The organism is Lentimonas sp. CC4 (assembly GCF_902728235.1).
Lineage (GTDB): Bacteria > Verrucomicrobiota > Verrucomicrobiia > Opitutales > Coraliomargaritaceae > Lentimonas.
On record NZ_CACVBO010000002.1, the window covers coordinates 73,663 to 95,590 of the forward strand.

The 21,928-nt window shown below is 49.8% G+C and carries 9 protein-coding genes; all 9 read right to left on the bottom strand.

The features are described from left to right. Window positions 1-314: 314 nt before the first annotated feature. Complete coding sequence (locus tag GZZ87_RS17275; RefSeq protein WP_162051178.1) at window positions 315-1,124, bottom strand: PEP-CTERM sorting domain-containing protein; 810 nt, start codon at window positions 1,122-1,124, stop codon at window positions 315-317. Window positions 1,125-1,906: 782 nt separating this feature from the next. Then, complete coding sequence (locus GZZ87_RS17285; RefSeq protein ID WP_162026980.1) at window positions 1,907-2,596, bottom strand: PEP-CTERM sorting domain-containing protein; 690 nt, start codon at window positions 2,594-2,596, stop codon at window positions 1,907-1,909. Between the two features lie 861 nt (window positions 2,597-3,457). Beyond that, window positions 3,458-5,203 carry an autotransporter-associated beta strand repeat-containing protein gene (locus GZZ87_RS17290; RefSeq protein WP_162027004.1) on the bottom strand — a complete coding sequence of 582 codons (1,746 nt, stop codon included), beginning with the start codon at window positions 5,201-5,203 and terminating at the stop codon, window positions 3,458-3,460. Between the two features lie 275 nt (window positions 5,204-5,478). Beyond that, a complete protein-coding gene (locus GZZ87_RS17295; protein ID WP_162026981.1) occupies window positions 5,479-5,859 on the bottom strand; it encodes a hypothetical protein in 381 nt (126 codons plus the stop codon). Between the two features lie 200 nt (window positions 5,860-6,059). Then, on the bottom strand, window positions 6,060-6,785 hold the full coding sequence (locus GZZ87_RS17300) for a PEP-CTERM sorting domain-containing protein (protein WP_162051180.1): 726 nt from the start codon (window positions 6,783-6,785) through the stop codon (window positions 6,060-6,062). 589 nt (window positions 6,786-7,374) lie between these two features. Then, entirely contained in the window at window positions 7,375-10,596 is a 3,222-nt protein-coding gene (locus GZZ87_RS17305; RefSeq protein ID WP_162026983.1) for an Ig-like domain-containing protein, read from the bottom strand. Between the two features lie 958 nt (window positions 10,597-11,554). Then, the gene (locus tag GZZ87_RS17310) at window positions 11,555-14,509 is read right to left on the bottom strand and encodes an autotransporter-associated beta strand repeat-containing protein (RefSeq protein ID WP_162026984.1); all 2,955 of its coding nucleotides are present in this window, start codon (window positions 14,507-14,509) and stop codon (window positions 11,555-11,557) included. A 338-nt stretch (window positions 14,510-14,847) separates the two neighbouring features. After that, window positions 14,848-17,142, bottom strand: coding sequence for a DUF1349 domain-containing protein (locus GZZ87_RS17315; RefSeq protein ID WP_162026985.1), 2,295 nt, complete (start codon window positions 17,140-17,142; stop codon window positions 14,848-14,850). Between the two features lie 445 nt (window positions 17,143-17,587). Further along, window positions 17,588-21,763 (bottom strand): LamG-like jellyroll fold domain-containing protein, encoded by a 4,176-nt coding sequence (locus tag GZZ87_RS17320; protein ID WP_162026986.1) that lies wholly within the window; start codon window positions 21,761-21,763, stop codon window positions 17,588-17,590. Window positions 21,764-21,928 lie beyond the last annotated feature (165 nt).

The window sequence follows — 21,928 nt, forward strand, 5'->3', positions numbered from 1 at the left end:
CCATGCATTTGAATCATTTGGAGGCTTCGCCAATTTGGCGAGAGGTGACAGAGTGATCATGAGCATCGTCTCCTATATTCTGCGTCTTTTGCGCCTTTTTGCGGCTACCCGAACTGCCGATTTTAGGATGAAGGACTATGAACTGACCGCGGATTGCACGGATAACACGGATCAGGAGAATCTTAATAATCCGTGTAATCCGCGGTTAAAAATACAGAGCCTTCGTTCACTGCCAAACCCATGCTCAATGGCACAAAAAAACTCCAAGTCCACGCGGGACTTGGAGTTTTTGAAAAGTAGGATCGTATTGACAACTACGCTTGGCGGCGGCGAAGCATTACGAAGCTCAAGCCAGCAAGGCCGGCAAGAAGTGCGTAGCTGCTTGGCTCGGGGACGACTGTCATGCCGAAATCAATGTTTGTTACGGCCCAGTTGTTTTGCCGGGTTGCGCCAGTGTTCAGCGTCGCACCACCGGTAATATACAGCTGGTCAGGGTTCGCTACAGTGATCCCTGTGTTGGTGCCCCACTCAACCGCATCCAGTCCTGTCCCAACACCCACGATAGCAACATGGCTGTTTCCGGTTCCCGAGGTCTGTTGGAGAGCGGCCGCAGTAAAACCGCCGAATGTGTTGCCTAGAGCGGAACCATTCACTAAGATATCTTCCACTGTAAAAAGAAGCGTCTGCCCGGCGTTGATGTTGCCATCTGTTCCGAAACGAGTCCCTTCGAGCGAAACATTAATCCCGCCTAGAGGGTCTGCGAGCGTCACCGATCCACCCGTTCCGGTCTGAACGCCACCGGCCACAAAGCCCGAGCTTTGCGTGTTTCCTGTCGAACCGGAAACCCGCACATTAAAGGTCAGAGTGTCGTTGACGGCATCACTATTAAAATCCGCGGCCGAATAGGTCACTGCAAAAACATATTGGTTGAAACCGCTGCTAGTATCGAGAGTTCTGACGACGCTGTCTGCTGCGCTGCCATCGATTAACAATGTGTTCGCAACTCCGTCAGCATTGTTCATGTTTGTAATGCTCAGAGTCTCTGCTCCTTGCACCGAGGAAACTGCAACTGCCGATAAAAGCAGTGCGGATGTTGTTAGTGTTTTTCTGGGTATTTTGATCATATGTTTAGTTATTATTAGGAGGTGGAACAGTTATCTTTTTCTAATTGTGAGAGTTACATACTATAACTACTTATAGGCATAATAAAAACCACGTGTGCGCATACTCCCTTGTCATGCATATACGTGATGCAGGCAAATCAGGTAGCATATGGATCGATATTTCGAGCAAGCAACTGCACGCGCTTAGGTTCAAGATTCATATGGGGTAAAAAATGGGGTGGCGTTTTGATACGAGTTGAGAGACACACCTCAACACTCAGATTATGTTACAAATGAAACAGTGGTTGTCCAGAGTATAGCGTAAATACGTGATGCTTTGGACGTAAGGTTAGCAATAATCACCTCAACTTAAGAGTCGATGAATCCATCCATTCTTAAAGGAGTCACTAGAGTCAGTAGGCAGACGGAGAGGCCATTCATGAACCTAACAAGATGAGTTCATGGACGAAAAAAGGCGCAAGAGACGCAAAACCATGTATTTGAATCATTTGGAGGCTTCGCCAATTTGGCCAGAGGTGACAGAGTGATCATGAGCATCGTCTCCTACATTCTGCGTCCTTTGCGCCTTTTTGCGACACTCTCAACTGTCGATTCTAGGATGAAGAACTATGAATTGACCGCGGATTGCGCGGATAACACGGATCAGGAGAATCCCAATAATCCGTGAAATCCGCGGTTAAAAATACAGAGCCTTCGTGCACTGCCAAACCTGGATCAATGGCACAAAAAAACTCCAAGCCCACGCGGGACTTGGAGTTTTTGAAGAAGGTGTGAATTCACTCTTACACTTTGCGGCGGCGCAGCATGACAGCTGTCAATCCGAAGCAACCAGCGAGCAGCGCGTAACTGCTGGGCTCTGGAATTACTGATACTGAGATCCCTGAGACGGACAAGCGTGCAGCACTATAAGGTGTTATATACAATTCCGTGGCAGTAGAAACACCAGCATAACCAGTTAGATCCACTACTGTGGGTTTCGCAATGCTTGCAATATTATCTCCAGCATCAAAACTGGCAAAGGAAAAGTTAACGCCATCACCACTATGGGTTCCGTTAAAGATCGTGAATGATTCGAATGAGATACTGAAATCTCCCTCTGTAAGTCCACTCGTCCCCGCATTGAAGTTGTCAATTGTAAGGCCAGTGATTGATAGCGCCTCCCCATCGTCACCATCAATAGACTCCCTTTGCCCATTAGTGCCACCATCATTAGTCGAGCCCACGCCAAAGTAAGTTCCATTCGAGTCAAAATAAGGAGTGACTGTCACATCTGTTGCAAAGGCATTCAGAGTGTAAAGGATATCAAACGTAGCACCTGCGAACCCAGTTGACGTCGTAACAACAGATCCGGTAGCAATATTGTTAGATGCCCCTGGCATATCAAGAACAATAGTGGCTGCAGATGAGGAGACTGCCATTGCCGATAAAAGCAGTGCGGACGTAGCTAGGGTTTTTTTGGGTATATTGATCATAGTGTTTTTAGGAGGTGTAAAGTTGCCTGTTTCTAGTTGAGAGTGCCATACTATAACTTTTTATAGGTAGAGTTGTAATCGCGTATCCGCATATATCCCCATCATGCGTATACGTGATAGGGGCGAATCAGGCGCTATCACAGTGGCCAAAACTGAGCATTCACAATCAAGCAAGTGTGCGCGCTCATGCTCTGGCGAAATTTTCATGCGGGGGTAAAAAAGGTAGATTTGAATGATGAAGCAGTCAGTTGAGAACTAATATTGATACCAATATAAGGGGATTAGTCCATCAAATCGCGCAGATGGGCGACGCTTTTAACATAAAACTGACAAGAATGGCAACCATAGACAAACTAATACGAAGAGTCATTTACAGGATGAGCCTACCTACCGTGCCACCTACTATAATCCTTAAAAGAGTCGTTAGAAGTCAGTAGGCAGACGGAGGTCGTAGATGGCGAAGCAAGTCAGGGGCTGATGATCTGTGTCTGATGCGAACTGTTGCCGTTCGCCAAATGGCTTCGCCCTTCGCTTGCAACCGAAGGGCGAAGCCATATGGCGAAGTTTTAATCTAATAATACTGTGCAGTTGTAGGGATTTTTGTCTCAGGATATGAAGCATTTATAAATCTTATTCGTGTTGATTCGTGGTTCCAACTGCCGATTTTAGGATGAAGGACTATGAACTGACCGCGGATTGCACGGATAACACGGATCAGGAGAATCTTAATAATCCGTGTAATCCGCGGTTAAAAATACAGAGCCTTTGTGAACTGCCAAACCCATGCTCAATGGCACAAAAAAAACTCCAAGCCCACGCGGGACTTGGAGTTTTGTAAACGGATCGCTTGAATGTAACGAACTATCTGCGACGGCGAACCATTGCGTAGGTCAAGCCGAGCAGGCCTGCGAGGAGCGCGTAAGTGCTTGGTTCTGGAACGACAACGGACAATTCGCCAGTAAGCTCAGAGAACTCATAACCGACGCCATTTTCGACAATGCCCCAAACATCACCACCCAGGTCAGTGAAGCTGCCGACAGTGCTGTCTACAGCAAAGGTGTTGCCATATGTTTCAGTGAAGGTGCCATCGACGACCATCCATGAGTCACCCACGGTGGTCGATGCACCAGTCAGATCAAAAATGAAACTACCATCCAAATTCAGTATTCCACCCACACCAGCGATATCGTTATTCGAACCAGCAGCCCCAATAGTGAATTGGAGTGAACCAGTCTCAGCAAGTGTGAGCGTGCCACCCGTATTTGTGAAATTTAATTCAATGGTATTCGCGCCAGAAAGAATAACCTCTCCATCGCCATTCACGTTATAAAAACCTCGATTCTGAGTTAAATCTCCTGAAATCGTAAATACAGAAGCGCCTTCGGCAGTCAGAAGGAAGCCAGATTGTTCGTCTGAATTAATGTCACCAGACCATTCAGCAGAGGTTGCGCCAGTCTCTAACTTAAGAGTCTTAATGTTGCCACCAGAAGTTGCAACAATGTCATTCGCAACGGTCAAGCCATTGGCAACCTCTATTGTTGTAGTGCTCCTCATCTCAAAATCTCCTGTGCCAGCAGCATTATTATGCTCAAGGCGAACCGTGGCTCCTCCTCCAGTCATACTGAGATTTTTGGTGAAATCATTATTTCCAGTTAAAATCACAGTGCCCGAACCATTCAAAGTAAAATCACCATTTCCAACTCCGGAAGAAATAATCCCAGATAGTGTTAGAGTCTGTCCGGCAGCGGCATTTAAATTAAACGCGCCGGTCGCCTCTCCGTTATAAATATCACCCGAATACTCCGCCGATGTTCCAGACACAGTTAAGGTCTTATTGGCCCCAATATTGTTAGTAATAAGACTGTTAGCAACGTTAACACCATCCCCCAATGCTAAGATGGCATTGTCGCCTGTGAGGGTAACAGTCCCGGAACCTAAAGCCAGATTGTTGTCAGCTAGAATGGTGCTTCCAGCATTGATCGTCGTGCCTCCACTGTAGGTGTTTACACCACTGAGTGTTAAAGTTCCTGCGTCGCTGCTAGTTATCGCTAAAGAAGTTGCGCTGCCATCACTGATGATTCCACTCAAATTAGTCGCGCCAGCGCCTGTAACCGCTAGGGTCTTTGCCGCCGCAGCGCCTCCAGTGATGTTGCCTGCAACACTTAATGAATTCGTGGCGCTTGCGTTTGTAAAAGTGTAAGTGCTCGCAGTCGCTGTGTTGCCAAGCACAACATTCGCATTGATAGTTTGATCTGCTACAACGTCTGCTCCCACTGTGATCGAGCCATCATTATCAAGCGTCAAAGTATCAGTGCCAACCGCGCCAGTGCCGATCGTATAGGCTGCAACAGTAGCGGTATCAAATGCTAGTGTCTGGACGGTCACCGCGCCACCGAGATCAATGACAGAGCCACCAGCGCCGGCTGCTGCATTAAAAGTAGCGGTATCGGTGGTGCCTGGCACCGCCGCTCCGCCTGACCAGTTTGTTAGATCTGACCACTGAGCATCAGTCGTGCCGACCCAGCTGCTTGAATCGGCATGGGCTTGTGAGCTGAGCAGCGCAAGCGCTACTGCAGTGAACAGAATCGGGGAGGTTCGTTTATTCATCGTTTATGGGGGGGGGTGGAGGTATCGTTTGTAATTTCAAACGAGATCTTAATTTGAGAGACACATACTATAACTAATTATAGGTAAGATTAAAATCGCGCATGCACATACTCCTCGATCACGCATATACATGATCGAAGTCAATCGGGCGTCACATTTGCCGCTAACTTGGACACGCGGAGCATCCACAAATAACCAAGTGCACATGGCTAGGCTCGGGCAGAATTTCATACATAAGGGTAGTCTTAAAGGGGTCATTCCGTAGGTTTACATATTTATTTCTGCTTTAGGCCATCATTGTCGCGTTCCCACTGCTTGATGTAGATGCCAACTAATTGCGGAGCGCCCATGTGTAGCTTCTGGGCGATCCATGTGCTCGGTGCACTCGTGGTGCGCTTTAGTTCGGCAGCAATTCGCACTTTCCACTCGGCGGACTTCTTGTCGGTCTTGAGCGAAGTGCTAGTCTTTTCGGCGTGCTCTAGCCCACGTGCCACAACTGACTCCCATATCAATTCATTCACCTCACGTAAATCCTGCCCCTCCATGCGAACCTTCTCGAAACTGCCGTCTTTCAACAGACCCTCACTTTCAAGTAAGTCACACTTGAACTTTTTGGACCCTAAGGCCCATCCGCGACACATCTTCGAAAACTCCATCTCCTTTTGAGCTTTAGAATCAGTCGATAGCCACTCCAGATAGTCTGCGTAGCTTGTGTGCCCATGCTTTTATCCGCGAGTCCACCAGCCGCAGACAGAGCTCCCATGAAGAGTCGAATCCAGCCTCAATGGCACAAAAAGACTCCAAGCCCCGCACGGGACTTGGAGTCTTTGAAGTAGTTTTGCTTAAGCGCGAGGCACTAGCTGCGACGGCGAACCATCACGACGCTTAAGCCGAGAAGACCCGCGAGGAGCGCGTAGCTACTTGGCTCGGGGACAGCTTCATAAGAAACAGTGAGTGCACCGATCCCCCATCGATTACTACTGTTGGCGCCGGTAGTCATTAGATACAAATCTTGACCATTCTCACTGTAATTAGCTAGTCCAGTAAAGTCACGAACTGAGCCAGCGTCTGGAGTGAGATTTATACTCGAAGCGGTAGCAGCAGCATAACCATTGTAAGAGACAGATACGTTATCCGGGTTGTTGCCATCAGCAGTCGCTGTAAATGCGCTCCAACGCAGGCCAGAAAGGTCGCCAAGGGTAATACCGCTGCCGTTGTCCTGAAAGTTGCTAAATGAGAGGCCGAGGAACGCGATCCCCTCATCAGTGTCAGCTTCAAGAGTTAAGGTGTGATTGACACTATCAGTGTCGGAAGTGACGCCATATGTTGTTCCGTTTGAGACAACCACTATAGTGTTTGAGTCAGTGCTAGTAGCTGTCGCATTGAGTGTGTAAACAATGTCGAATGTAGCTCCCAAGAAGTTAACTGATGTTGTTACGTCCTGAGCGACGGCGTTCGTGTAATTGCCTGCAGCGGCAAAATCAACATCGAGATTGAATGTCGTCGCATTCAAAGAGCAAACGGCCATTGCCGATAAAAGCAGTGCGGACGTTGTGAGGTTTTTGAGGGGCATTTTGATCATCGTTTTTTTTTAGGAGGAGGAGAAACAGTTACCTGTTTCTAGTTGAGAGTGGCATACTATAGCTTTTTATAGGTAGAGTTAAAGTCGCGTATCCGCATATACCCCTATCATGCGTATACGTGACAGGGGCGAATCAGGCGCTATCACCGCAGCCAAAACTAGGCATTCACAATCAAGCAAGTATGCGCGCTCAAGCTCTGGCGAAACATTCATAAGGGTAATCAGTAGGGTTGAATGACGAGGTTGATAAGGTTGAGACTAAAGTCTTAAACATTATAGAAACACATACACAGAATCTGCGAATCGTCCAGCTCATCACGTAAATACGTGTTCATTTCACATAAAACTAACGACACCTGCTACAATCTGCATAGGTAAGCGTTCCGCCGAATATCCAAAGTTCGAAATCAACCCAGAGCCACAAGGAGTTTAGCTCAACCGACTCCCGGGATTGATTGCCTAGAGCCTAAAGTTCGGCGGACGAGGCGGAGCTCGTCCCCGCCCAAATGTGTTGAGCAACAATCACAATTCTTGATGAGCGACAGTATATAATCAGCGAATGACACTACCCGTTAAGTCCAGCGACCACCTAGTCCATATCCACCTGCAACTGAATGAACTTAGCGTCATCCTCGATTAGGTAGCGAGTGGTGATCGTCCGAAAGCCGTCGACTGCATCGCCGATGCTGACGTCAAAGGGTGACTCGGCGGACGGTGTCACCAGGTCAGGCGACACGACCAGCGTATAAGTCAGGCCTTGAGCCAGATAGTCGGTGCGGCGTTCGTAAGCATACGCAAAATAAGTCGAGGCACCCACCACCTCGGTATAAATCGATTCCTTCGAACCAGCATCGGATACAGTTGGATCCATGCCCAAAGCAAATTCTAACAGATTCGCATAGCCATCCCCTGCCCCGCCGTTTTCGGTGTCGGCATCTGCCTGGGCATCAGTCCCTGCGAGACCGTGGTCGGCTGCCCAGGCCGCATAATTGTCAGTCACCGACACGGTGATCCCGAAACCGACATCCCCTACGCCCCAATGGAACGGTCTGGTAGTAGTGCTAGTAGTGAGCCCCGAAGATATATAGAGTGACCCTGCCCCAACACTGATGTCGCTCACATCAAAAGGACCGTCCCAGTCCCACCCCAGCAATTCTGTGCCTGCACCGAATATCGTCTGATGGGAATTTCCATTGTGAGTTTCCACCAATCGCGCCGCATTAAAACCAGCTGAAACCGCGCTGCCGACTTTGCCTGCGTCCGTCAGTGATACTACTGGATTTTCCAATACGAACTCCAGGCTTTCACCATCCTGCATCTGGGTATCACCACCCGCAGTAAAACGGGCGCCATCCGAAATATTAACAGCCGCAGAACTCAAACCAATCGTCGCTGATGCGGACGTGGTGCTGCCGGCATCATCAATACCCAGCGCTGTCGTTCCTCCGGTCCAGGCCTTGACCCGAACGTCGAAGGTCAGCGTGTCGTTGAGTCCATCGAAATCATAGTCCGCTCCGGTGTAGGACACCGAATAAAGATAGTCGGAATCTGAAGCTGCCCCAGAAACAATCAAATTGTTTGCAGAACCGCCCACCACCAAGGTATTTTCAGACAAGGCAGCACTCAGATCCGCAAATTCAAGGTTCGTCTGCGCCGATCCAACGAAAATCGACACCGTCGCCGGCACACTGGAATTCACGCCATCGCTGACAGTGAAGGTAAAGCTGTCTTCTCCCACAAAATCCGTATTTGGGGAATAGGTCAGAGCCGGTGCCGTGCCGCTCAAGGTGCCGTTGGTCGGCTCATCAGCCACCACATAAAACAGGTTGCTGGTGGAGCCTTCCGAATCGGTGCCCGTCAGCAGAATATCCTTCGTCGTGTTTTCCAACAGGACCATACTGTCGTCGTTCGCAATAGACAGGTCACTGTTTGGGTCGATGGTAAGCTTCAAACCGACTTTTCGGAAAGCACCTGTTCCATCGGTCACCTTGAAGCCCACACCAAACGTGCCCGCTTCATATGCCGACCCAGAGAGCACTCCATCGCTCGACAGGCTCAGCCCAGACGGAAGGTCCAAACTGGAGATGACTTCCCAAGAATACGTTGCATCTCCCCCAGTCGCCGCAAGCTGATTGGTGTATGGAACCCCCATCAACTCTCCTTGCAACGAGTCGGTCGTAATCTCAAGGTCACTCTCTGGGACATAGGCACCCGTCTCCGACAAAAATGCGAGTTCCGTGATGATGTCGTGCCCGATCAGGCAGGCCTCATTGATGTCATCAAGAGTGTGAGATCCTCGGTGTATATCATCCTCCGTAATTGCTGTGAGCAGTGGGAAGGGCTGGCCGAGCGAAGAACTCAGCATCATATAGGCATTCATATAGACCAACAAATCTGAGCAGTGTAGCGCATCGTCTGATGCTGCAAAATCCGTCGTGGCCTCATTGATGCGCCCCATTCCGATTGTTAGCGGAATGAGCTTCCAGCCGCGTTCGGCGTAGTTAAAATACAACTCATTACAATCATGGTAATCCAAGGCAGCTTCCGTGGCCTCGGTTCCGCTGGAACTTGTAAGATAAAAAGCCTTAATCCAATCAAAGGCAAAGGGAATCATGTTGGACTGATTTCGATCAATACAATCTTGCGCATCCGCGCCTACCCAGGAACCCGACACATACATGAAGGCGGCTTCGTTCGGCTCCAAATCAAACTTGAACCCTTGAGAATCGAAGTCATCAGGGTGCCAATATCTTGTTCCCCCAGTAAAGCCATTCGATTTGATGCCCAGCTTGCGTGCCGCTTTCGTCGTCGCGGTATTGCTGTTGATCATCAAAGTCAGCGCATCGCTCGTCCAGTCGTGCGTGCTGGAACCTTTATACATGTAGCGGACAACGTCGTTAAACGGAGCCTGAGTTACATCAAGACTCCGGTAAACGACAGCGCCGTCGTTCTCGTAGCTGGTGGTGTAGTGCACGGTTGTTTCGTGCAAGTTGACCGTCGTTTCAGCAGTATTGCCTAGAGTCGTGGCATCTCCACTTGAGGGCAATACAGGGGAATAGCTAGATTCCGACGCATTGAGACCGGTCAGTTGGGTGAAGATGCAGGCAGCATAGAGATACGCCTCATTTGTTGAAGTCGTCGCACCGTAGGTATCCAGAGCATATGCGCCGGGAATCAGGTCCATGGCGACACCACTCGCGACCCGATACATGATTGGGCCGTAATCACTCACCTGCTCGTCGGGATTGCCTGGAAGGAAAATCATAGGCGTGCTCTGTGCGCCTAGAATGAGCTTCGAAAACTGGGTGCAGCCTTCGTAAAAGACTTCGGGAGCGAAGTATTCGTTATCAAATGGCGCGTCGTCATAGACATTCGTTGGACCACCACCATACTCCCCGTATTCGATCGTTTTTGTTGGTGTCTGTATGATGGTGGGAATCAGAATGACAGCCCCGTAGCCCTCCACCACTTTGGCGCGTAAGTTTTTGTCCGCTGTATTCTGGTCGTAATACCCATCTGCAAGTGACTCGATCGTCGAATCCTCAAAAATATCGATTTGTGCAGCAGTATAACCAGTTGCCCCCGAAAGTAGCCCCTGCAAGTGAGTCGCAACATCCGAATAGCGGTCTGCGCTCTCGCCGACAGAAACCAGCAAGATGTCATCGGGTTTATCCTGAGCCACAACGGGGGATGCCGTCAGCAGCGCACAGAAGGCAATTGCGAGACATACAACGGGAGACAGCGCAGCTCGGAGGCGAGTAATGCCGTGGCACGAGCGAACAGAAAACAGGGGATTTTTAGAATTCATCATGGGGAGGGAAATTGAGGTGTTGATTGATGGTCCGGTGGGGAGCTTCGAACACCGTTCGACAAAAGAACTCAGAATATCAATCGGAGGAATTATAACTGATTCGCCCCCCCGATGCATCACGAGTTGACATATATTAAAATGACGCATTCGCGTGATGATCAAAGCACATGCACAGATCGAAACTGGTTCCTCCTACGCCAGGCAAGGCGGACGAGTCGTTGGCTTAACGAATGTAATCTCTCACAAAGGCGCGAAGGCACAAAGCTAAGATTCCAACTGACAGTTAATGACGCGAGTGATGCTAGCCTTCATCCTTAAAAGAGGAGTTAGGAGGCAGTAGTTAGAAGTTAGGAGCTGATGATCAGTGTCTTATATAGATGTTGCAGTTCGCCAATTTGGCAACCGCATTCTTGATCCTAAGCGACTCACTAGCAAAGACTAACTTGCTACGCCATCTACGGCAGACCTCAGTCTGACTCCTAACTTCTAACTCCTGAATATAGGTTCATTAGCTCTTGTCCGAAATATCAGTATTTTGGTCATTTAAATTCGCGTTGATTCGCGTCCATTCGCGGTTCCAACTCATCCTTTTAGAATTAACCGCCCGCTACGCTTGAGGTCGCTGAGCACGCAGAGAGCAGACGCAGAGCATTTCAAAGAACCTCTCCAAATCCTCTGCGCACTCCGCGAGCTCTGCGGTTAAACTCTTTTTACCAGACTTAGTCAGTGTTTTGGTATTACTTGATTAATGTAAATTGCTTCGCCATCTCCGGACTTCGGCGAGCTCAGTCGTGCCGCAGAGCTCCGTCGTGTGCATTAACGGTTTCTACAACAGAGCCTAAGCCAACTGCTGAATTTAGGATAATTTAAACGACTTAAATCACACTCAACAGCTTTGTGCCTTTGCGCCTTTGTGAGAGACACTGCAGAACCACAGCCACTCAAATGGCACTCACGCTTAAGGTTGAGGCACTGAAAGCCGAATGAAATGACTAGAGATTCCATTCATCGGAATCGTAACTACGACTTGATCAAATCCATCGCTATTCGTGACCGTGTATGAGGCTCCAATTTCGCCAATCGGGCCACTATCACTGGTGCTTCCAATCACGATATCATTTGCAGGATCGGTAAATGTCAGATCGTCCGAAAGTTCAACGGTGACTGTAGTGAATGGAGATTGCTTGGACACATCGGAACGGCGGAAGTGAATTAGTAGGCCACCGTCCGATTCACTCACAGTGGGTGCGATCCCAGTCTCACTGATGGTCGGATCGCCGCCAAAAACGAACTCCAATAAGTTGTTGAGCCCATCACCATCAAAATCAACCAATGCGCCAGACTCGGTAAACGAATGCGTGAATGAACCGGATGCCCATGCAGTGTAAGTGGCCGCAGATACTGTTGTAACTTCCAGAAGCCCCGTTGCTTCGGTATAGAGCCAACGAATGTTGCCATCATCCAATGTCCAGACTCCGGCATTGTTTAAAAATGAGCCCAGTGAGCTATTCACACTGAAAGTGTCAGTTGCATACGTCACACCTAGGTCAGTTTCATCGACTAACAACCATTGATTCCCACGAGTGGAGTCGGCATCACCTAACTCAACATAGAATGATCCGTTCAAAGACACTGCGCCCGTGCCACCACCCGCACCTGCGAGTTGATTGCTCGCGCCATTGATCGTCGGAGCGAACATGAGCGAACCACCCGATTCGAGCGTCAAGCGGCCTGCTGCGACGATGGTATCACCCGTGTAGGTATTTGCGCCTTGCAGAATCACTGCCCCCTCCCCCGACTTGGTGATTCCATTGGCTTCACCATCCTGCTGAGCAATCGTCAAATCAAAGGTTAGGCTGCCGCTGCCGTTGTGAACGATATCGAGACTGTCATTGAGAATGAGTGAGCCCGCAGTCTCTAAATCGCTGATCATGCACTCACCTTCCGAGCCCGACTCGACGCTCACCATCGCAGGACTGCCGCTATTGTCCAACGTCAAGTGCCGGACATATGAACTCGACCTGAAAACATTGAATTCGAACGTGCTATCGATCGACTCATCAAACGTCAGGCTTCTGATCGTAATGTCGGAAAAGAGATTACACTTGAGGCCGCCGATATCCGAGAAGACCACGTCGCTGTTTGCAGCAGGTCTCACATCGTCGACCCAGTTCTCAGCGACGGTCCATTTATTGTTCGTTCCGCCACCATCCCATGTGTAGGTCACAGACGGTGTGCTCACAACGGTCGCACTCAGCGGAATATCAATGGTCTCCGTCGTCACATTATCCAGACCGACCCAAGTCAGACGTAACGTTGCGGTAGCGCTTTCACCAACATCGAGCCCCGCGACTGTATTATCAAAAGCGACCTCAAAGGCGGTATCAGTTAACAAACCAAAGATGAAAGGCTCATCCGTTGAAAACGCCCCAGCATGGGTTTCATTGATGAAATCGACGGATGTGATTTCGAGATTATAGATTGCGGTAAAGTCGACACTCACTTCGGCTGTTGCACTGGACTCTCCTGTCACGAGCTCCATTGCTACCAGACTGGGTTGCTCAACATTCACCACTTCCTGTAAGCGGGAACTGACAAAGATCGTCTCAGAAAGGTAAGTCGTGGCATCGTCCAAGAAGGCTGTCTCAAAAATCGAGGTATCGGCAGTCACATTCACAAACCACGCCGTGGCGTCCGATGGCAGCGTCGCGGTGCCCTGCCAGATTCCAGAGTCAGGAGACGTTTCTGCAAAGTCCGTCAGTGCAACAGTGGTCCACGAAAATGCCTTAATGTCGCCCATCTGATTACTGTGATACAAGGTAGCGCTGGTAAGCGGTCTAGTGGATTCAAACTCCACCTGCACTTGATCACCAACCAGACTCAGGCTCTGTTGCACACACCATGGGTTATTTGCGCTCAGCCCTACGGATCCAGGATTATTGCCAACGATGCTGTCCGCGAAATCATAGGAATCAGCTCGTGACCAAGTCCACGCATGGGAATGTTTCATGCCTTGAATAATACTGACCATTCGTGTGCCGGGCGCTTGGTTGTAGCTATTGGCCTGACAATCCATGTTAAACGTGCTGTCGTTGAGCCAGGTCAACCACATGATCGGCATCGTCGCATTTTCGAGGTAAAGCATCGGGTCCCACACATTTTTATAGTAGTCCGTGCCACCCGCATCGGAAATCGCCTCCTGCCATTTCCCGATGCCATCCCACATATGGCCAGTGCCATAAGTCGGAATCGCAAAAGCGAAGCGACTATCCACGCCGATGACGTTGGAGGTAATCACCCCGCCCCATGAGACTCCGTGGATACCGACCTTGGTATCGTCGACGAAAGGAAGATTCCGCAATAAGGAGTTCGCTAAGATCGCGCCAGCGGTGGCGTGATACATAAATTGATCTTCGATGGCGACGTCGGACTCGTCGAAGACGCCGGTTCTGCGCGGCCCACCCTTGTTGTGGCGTCCAGTAGTATTGGAAGCACCTTCGGTATCGATCGCGATGGCGACATAGCCGCGCTCAGCCCAGAGATTCGCCCAAGTGGCATACGCCATACCGGATCCTCCATGAACTAGAACGACCGCAGGTAAAGGATCATCCCCCTCTTCCCATTGTGGCATACCAACAAATGCATACACTCTGGTGGGGTTCGTAGTCGGAATACCAGAGTAGTCCACAGATTCAAAGAAGATCGAGTCGAGTGTCTGTTCGGTCGCTGAGGGCGTCAGGCTCTTGATCGTTTCAGACGACTTGTAAATCGTATCGCTGGTATCGACCTCATACATCGTTGGCGTCGCAGTTAGATCGCCAAGCGCAACTATCGCAGCGCGGTCACTGGCATAGTCCGCTCGAGCAGATAGTGAAAAGCAACAAACGATGCAGATTAGGTAGAATACCTTCATTAAAATACTTGTGTTGATAAAGACATGGGAGCAACTAACTGATTCTTCAGATCAGCATGGGATTTCATGTTCTATCTGATTTGAGGACAGCGAAGGAATACTTCGTCAACAGCACAGTAACATTGCTATTAACCTTTGAATATTACGTGAATACGTCATTCGCCTCAATGAATTCAATGCTCCATCGACTAGGTGCTTCGAAGCACCACACAGAACTGCTGAATCGAAGTCCCACAGACTTCAAACAAGGAATGGATTACACGAAAAACCCCGAGCGAGATGTGACTCTCACTCGGGGTGAGACCTTTTTCCGAATGCTTAGGACTCGAGAGATTTATTTAATCAATCGAGATATCTGTGAATGTCGAAGAGGTGAGACTCGCATTGCTATGCGAGCAAGTCGCGAGGCCAACCTCAACATCTGCAGCCATGGAGACCGTCTTTGTGGCGAGGGTCGTCCAAGTCGTGCCATTCGTGGAGTAATACCCAGTGAACGAGTCACCACTGCGCACAAGTTTGACCCATTTCGCATTGGTGGTGTCACCGACAAGTCCAGAATAGGCAGAGCTGCCACCTGTGGTATTGCGCCAGAACATCGCGACCTTTTTATCAGGACGCACCGCCACCATCACATGCTTTGCATTCGCATCGAGCGACTCACGCATCATGATGCCGCTCTTCGCCCATGTATTGGTATTTTCCAAGTCAGCTACACGGGCAATCATCGTCTGGTCACCATTGCGAAGCTGTGAGGTATAAAAGAAGTTGTCCGATGTGCTCCAAATATCATTACCACTGCCTTCAAGCACATATGCGCCGTCCTCATGGCTCATGCTGCCCGACAGACCAGGCGAGCCGACATTGACGGCACTCGTGAAGAAGCCTAGCGGTTGGCTAGAAACCGACACATTGAAAATAGCAGCTCGGCAACGGGTCGCTACATCGTGCGAAGTCACAGCAAGTCCGACGAGCAACATATTCGGCATGCCGCTGATGGTGACATCACTGACCTTCGTCCATGCTTCACCGTCCGCCGAATAGTAGCCCGTATATAACGAACCATCACGAACCAGTTTGACCCATTTTGTATCGGTTGCATTGCCGATGGTGCCGAGCGAAACGGTAGAGCCATTCGTTGCAGTGCGATACTGCATCGTCACACGTCGATCAGGGCGAACCGCGATCAACACGTTTGCCGCACCCGCTGCAGAGCTCGCGCGAAACATCACACCCGCCTTGGCCCATTTGTTCGTGTCCTCAACGGTGTTCACTCGTGCAATGACTTCGCCATCACCTGCATGATACTTGGAAGGGAAATAGAAACTGTCACTTGCGTCGTATATATCTGCTCCCGATCCGTTGATAATGTATTTTCCGCTAGAGCGCGTGTAACTACTGTTGCCCGAATAAGCAGGCGAACCGATATCCTGTTTTATGTTGAACATACCAGTCACGAACTGACTCATATGCTCATCCAGTCCTTCCAGTTGGGAAAATGCCCAATCGCGCACCGTAAGAATCGGCCCAGAGGCATTACTCACATTGGAACGATTTAAAGGCAGCCCCCACGAGATCGAGCCACCGCCAGTGATGGCAATTTCATTCCACCAATTAAAGTCATCATCGGACAACGCGGCAGTTATGCCTGAATTCCAAGAAGTCGTGCTCATTGGAGGGTAAAAATGCCCCACCACTTTATTATCGAAGGCCCAAGTGCGGCCATCATTGGTGTGCACATTTCCGGACCGATCATAGATCCAATTGAGCAAGGCCAAGTGTAGGTCGTATACACCGTTGTCGACACTGCCAATGGATTTACCGCCGTTGTATGGGTGGCCGAACATGTAATCATCATAACGGGTCGCCGCAGAAAATGGATTCTCAATATCATCCTCTCGGTTCGGGCCGTTGTTAAACGCCACAGGCGCATATGGATTACCCGCGTGCACGGCGTCCGCAAAAGCTCCATAGACTTTTTGATCAGCCCAAACGCCGCTAGTAGCATCGTCTCCAGCACCTACCATATAATCTGCCGAATCAAAAATCCATCCATCGATTAAATCACCGTAACGGATCGCATATTCTTTGAGGATAAACTCCGCATAGCAGAACATATACTTCCGATTCTCTGGGTCGTCCGCAGCAATGTCAGGGTGACTATTCACAAAAGCAACCACCTCTGCGTTTGTATCGCAATAATCTTTCCAGCGTGCCGTAACCTCTGAAAAAGAGTCAGGGTTGCTCATCCCTGTGCGCTCCAGCATATTTGAGCTATTCACATAGACTTGCGTCTTTAAGCCCGCAGCCTTGATCGCGATCAGCCAGTTGTAAAATGGATCCACTCCCGAAGAAGCGCGTGGAACGATCAAATTGATCGGGTCACCATTCGCATCGGTATCGCCTTCCCATAAGCTTTCCAGCACATCATGCGGTGCAGTATGCACGGGTGAATAGATATAGGCTTCAGTCAACTTTAGTTGAATGTAACCGATGGTATTGAGCTCACTTATCTGCTCTAGGAAGTCGTCAATCGAGACGGTCTCGACACCGCCGTTTTGCATTTGTTCGGGGAGCCAGACGCCCCCCCATGCACCACGAAGCCAGTTGGCTCGTTCGCCATTTTCGATGGCCATGCATCGGATGATGGATAACAACGCTATCACGATGTATAGCGCTGCATGTTTTCTGTTTGTAGATCTCATATGGTATTCTTTGATTTGGGGTTAACTGAGGGTGGAAATTTCATGACAAGGAAAGACCGCTGACGCACTGGATCCGACCAAAGACAACGCATGGTTACTTTGACGCTGCAGTGACGCATCGCATAGCGACGCATGACATGACATGCCTAGAATAATTCTAATGAATGAGGGGGGGAGGTTGAAGGCGTGGGGAGACGCGCACTCAAGGGCACATGCGCGGTGCGCAGAGCCTAATAATGGGGTTTAGGGGGAAGAGAGAGTTCGGTAGAATCAGGTGTCGCTCATTATTAGAACGAACCTGCACCTAGCAGAGGTTAGACATCTGGGGGATACATATTTGATTTCAATTAGGAGGAAATGGGGAATGAAAATAGAATTACTCCGCAACGACCTGAAGGCGTCCGAAGAGTCGACCCTCTACTGCCAGGTCTTTGCTCACAGTGACTGTCACATCCTCGGTGTCGTCGATGGCATCGACCACGCTGACTTCAGAGGCGCGATCCCCTGTGATATTGAGGTCATACCAATCCAGTAGGTTTGAGCTGTATTGAAAGACTTGCGAAGTATCACTCGCGGACTCCGAACGGCGTGTGAATGTGAAAACGAAAGACGCACCAGACGTATCCAGCGTCGGCAATATTACTTGATCTGCCTCCAACGGACTTCCGTTGAGTGTGTATTCAAGCAAGCTCGTAATACCGTCCTGATCGGCATCCGCGATCAGCTCCATCTCTTCCAGGTTTGGGTGACGACTCGTCCATGCTTCATAGCCTTCGTATGCGTTGTAGAGCTCGGAGATCTCGTCTGGGCTGAGTGCGATATTGTAGAGTTTCACTTCATCGATGATGCCACTATAATGGGATTGTCCGTCACCGCTTCCTAGAAAGGCTGCTGTCATTCCATCCATCGACCTCGCCTTACCAGTTCCGCTGTGCCAGAGTGATCCATTGAGATAAATCTCCATCTCCCCGCTTGTCGCACTTTTAGTAAAGACCCAGTGGTTCCATCGACCCATGAATTCGGAAGCAAAGGCATCTTTAGAAATACGGTCGTAATTCGTGCCGCCGCTGTTACCTGCATCCCAAATAACTTTGGAACTACTCCATGGGAGATGGATATTCAGCACTCGATTTCCACTGCTGTCTATCGCACTTAAAATGGTCTCCGCAGCTGGTTGCGTCGCATCGCCATTCACCCACATCGATACCGTGATCTCATTACTAATTAAAGAAACGGCCTCCACAGGCAGATCCACATACGAACTACTCCCGTTAAAGCTCATGCCCTGACCGACGAGTCCACTGACGAGCGTCCCATTATACGCGATTGCATCGAAGGAATGCGCCGTAGAGTCAAGCACTGCGCTACTGGTTCCGGCATCAAAATTCCACTCCGCCAGCATACCAACCAATGGAGCCGTGTTCAGATCCAATGCGATGGACTGGATGCTCTTTCCATTGCCGTTGTCATCCTGACCGTAAACGGCCACATAATACTCTTTGCTCAGGTCAAAACCTTCGGCAATAACGCCTGATGCTTCTTCAATTCCATTGATTGAATACGTCCATGCCCCATTCGGCCCCACCTCGATGATCACTTCGGTTGAAGTCCCCGCAACAAAATCAACGTTGCTTCCTGATTGATCAAGGGTGGTGACAGACGAGCCATCGGTAAAGTTGAGTCCTCGGTTTTCGATGACATTCACGCCCAAGCTGTAAACGCTGGTATCTGCTGCAAATGGATTAAACCCAGCATAGCTGGCTACGTCGGTATCCGCACTGATCAAACCGAAGGAAAAATTATGCCCCAAAATGCTATCAATCGTGCCCGTTGTATAGTTGATTGTGAGCGTAAAACCTCCGTCGGATTGGAATGTTTCACTCGAATACATGAGCGAACGGTAGTCATAATTATTGCCGCTGTTAGAGTAACTCAGTTCATCCGCGGTTCCCAATGCAAATGGCAGCGTCGTCCAATAGGCTCCACCATTGATGGAATTGGTCTCCATGCTCAGGTATTGAGCATCGGTCACAGTGATCTGCAAGCTGGCCGAAGTGGATTGGGAACCATCGCTCAATTCCAATTGGATGGTATTGAGTCCAGCATTTGAGCTGTCTGGCGTGCCACTCAATTTCCAAATATCTGAGGCGACTTGCTCCAAGCTCAGCCAGGAAACTCCAGCCACGACTGTCATGGTCAGAGTGTCGCCATCGAAGTCTTCAAAGTCCTGACCACGCTTCAGCAGATATTCATATGCCTCACGCTTATATGCGTCTGGCAGGCTCAACGTGCTGCTAATCCAAACGGGTGCACCACCATCTGTGTTATCAAATGTCACGGAATTTTCGATCACTTCTAGTTCCACTTCACGAGATCTCGCCTCAAGGTTCACATCTCTGACTTGCAGACTAAACTCATGGGAAGTGACTTCCGCCTCTGTTGGAATACCGCTCATGATCCAACGGCTGGCATCATTTGGGTCTTGAGAGATACTCAACCATACGGGGGCTCCTGTCTGAGTCCACACGGCATCGATTACATCGCCTTCAGGATCCCAAAAATCTTTTTCTTCTTCTAGCACGTGATAATACACCTGACCAATGATTGCCTCAGGCAAGATGGTTCGCGCTCTGGTCCAATTAGGAGCACCAGGGTTTTGATATTGAGCCAAATGATCATCCAACAGTTTCAACAATTCATAGGCCCACGGTCTGACCTGCGTTGCCCCTTGAGAGACGTAGGTGGAACCGCCCCATGTCATGGAGCCACCGGCAGTCAGTGCTTCTAAGTTCCATTGCAAGAACACATTCTCCTTACCTTCCCAAGCATTAGTCGGACCATCCTCCCATTTCGTAGTCGCGACTTTGGAGTGATAATTTCCGACAATCAGGTCGTCCCAGGTCCAGGCTCCCCCGTCGTGCACGTAACCATCGGTCTCCATCATGCGGAGCACATGGTTATAGTTTCGGCCTAATGTGCCAGTGTCTTCGCTGGCGTGATCATTATTGCCCCCGTAGGCATGCCCAAAGGTGAAATCTTCAAACTGCACGGCCGCGGCAAAAGGAAAACTGTTATAATTCACTGTGCTTCGGCCATTATTATAGGCCACTGGAATTTCAGGATTTCCCGCATGGATCGCGTTGGTGAATGCTTGGTAAATTCGCTGTTCCTCAATAATTCCGCTCGAGTCACTGTCGCCATTCGCTGGCATGTCATCCGCAGAATCAAAAATCCATTCGTCAATGAGAGATCCATAGCGCAGTGAGTAATCTTTTAGGACATATTCTGCATAACAGAACATGTATTTACGTTCTGGATAATCGTCCTCCCCGTCTCCGTCTGCATCTGCGATATACGTTTGTGACTCACTGTCCCAGACGCCTCGGTGAAAGGGTTGGCTATCGATGAATGCCTGAATTTCAGGATCCGTATCACAGTAGCTCTGCCATGCGGCGACAGCCGCCTCATAGGTCTCACCATTCACCCCGGTGAGATTTTTACAGTTACTGTAGCCCTTTACATAAAATCCGGCCTCCCTGATTTCGAGGATCTTTGCGAGCATGATGTCATTCTCAGGCTCGTCTTGGCTTAAATCTCCCCACGTCGGGACGATCGTGAGGCTCGGATCGACGATCTCAAGAATCTTGCTTTGAGCAAAATGAAGCGCCGATTCTGAAGCGCCCGAGTTAAAGGTGACTTGCTTGGTGTCGTGTGTTTTGAAGTCGGCCATCTGCCAGACAACCGTCGAACCACCCGACCACGTGCCTTTGATGTGCGCGGCGCGTTCGCCGTTGGCATAGCCGCTTTCGAGCTGAATGGATTCAATGGCTTTCCCTCCACCATTGTCATCCTGACCATAGACGACCACGTGATACTCTTTGGTTAAGTCAAAGCCATCCGCCAGCACACCCGATGCTTCGTATTCACCGTTGATACGGTAGCACCAATAGCCGCCCTTGCCGATTTCGATGGTGACTTCACAGGTCTCACCCGCTTGGAACTGAGCGCGCGTGCCTGACTGATCCAAAGTGGTCACTGTCGACCCGTTGGTAAAGTTCAGACCCTGCGAAGCCACATCCTGATCTTCGGTTACATTCGCTCCAATACTGTAGACACTGGTATCCACACGAAAAGGATTGAAGCCGCCGTAGGTTGATAGGTCGGTGTCACCACTGATGAGGCCAAAGGAAAGGTTATGAGCAGCAGTATTTCCGACCGAACCAGTTGTATAGCGAACAGTCAGCTTGAAGCCTGTGTCAGATTGAAACGTATTCGCCGAATACAACAGTGCCCTCCGCGTATAACTCGTCCCTGTCGGGACGAAAGTCGCGTCCCCATCATCCGTCCATGCATGAGTGAACATCGTTCGATTGACTGCTCCTCCACCTATTCCGCTCGAATTCACCGCAAGGGTGTCGCCGTCAAAGGAGTCTTGATACAGCACCTCTGCTGGGAGCATTGCAGCGACCAGTAAATAGAGCGCGATGACTTGTAATTGGTTCAAAGTAAACGCCCGCATATGAGGCAACGTGATTCTTAATGATCCAGACATTTTCGTAAGGGGCCTGCTTGCCGTTTCGACTGTCTCTAGGCTCTGGGCTGGTCGAGGGGCAGCACCCGCGAGCTTAGGAGATGTTGAAAAACCTCGTGTGCTTACGGCCTTTGTGCGGTCTTCGCAAGCAAAGCCCCTACGATAGCATTGCGAAATGGCTTGAAT

Coding starts and splice junctions, on each gene's coding strand:
- GZZ87_RS17315 (WP_162026985.1), bottom strand. CDS start 17,142: ATGGCCATCGAAAATGGCGAACGAGCCAACTGGCTTCGTGGTGCATGG.
- GZZ87_RS17275 (WP_162051178.1), bottom strand. CDS start 1,124: ATGATCAAAATACCCAGAAAAACACTAACAACATCCGCACTGCTTTTA.
- GZZ87_RS17290 (WP_162027004.1), bottom strand. CDS start 5,203: ATGAATAAACGAACCTCCCCGATTCTGTTCACTGCAGTAGCGCTTGCG.
- GZZ87_RS17300 (WP_162051180.1), bottom strand. CDS start 6,785: ATGATCAAAATGCCCCTCAAAAACCTCACAACGTCCGCACTGCTTTTA.
- GZZ87_RS17310 (WP_162026984.1), bottom strand. CDS start 14,509: ATGAAGGTATTCTACCTAATCTGCATCGTTTGTTGCTTTTCACTATCT.
- GZZ87_RS17320 (WP_162026986.1), bottom strand. CDS start 21,763: ATGTCTGGATCATTAAGAATCACGTTGCCTCATATGCGGGCGTTTACT.
- GZZ87_RS17295 (WP_162026981.1), bottom strand. CDS start 5,859: ATGGAGTTTTCGAAGATGTGTCGCGGATGGGCCTTAGGGTCCAAAAAG.
- GZZ87_RS17285 (WP_162026980.1), bottom strand. CDS start 2,596: ATGATCAATATACCCAAAAAAACCCTAGCTACGTCCGCACTGCTTTTA.
- GZZ87_RS17305 (WP_162026983.1), bottom strand. CDS start 10,596: ATGATGAATTCTAAAAATCCCCTGTTTTCTGTTCGCTCGTGCCACGGC.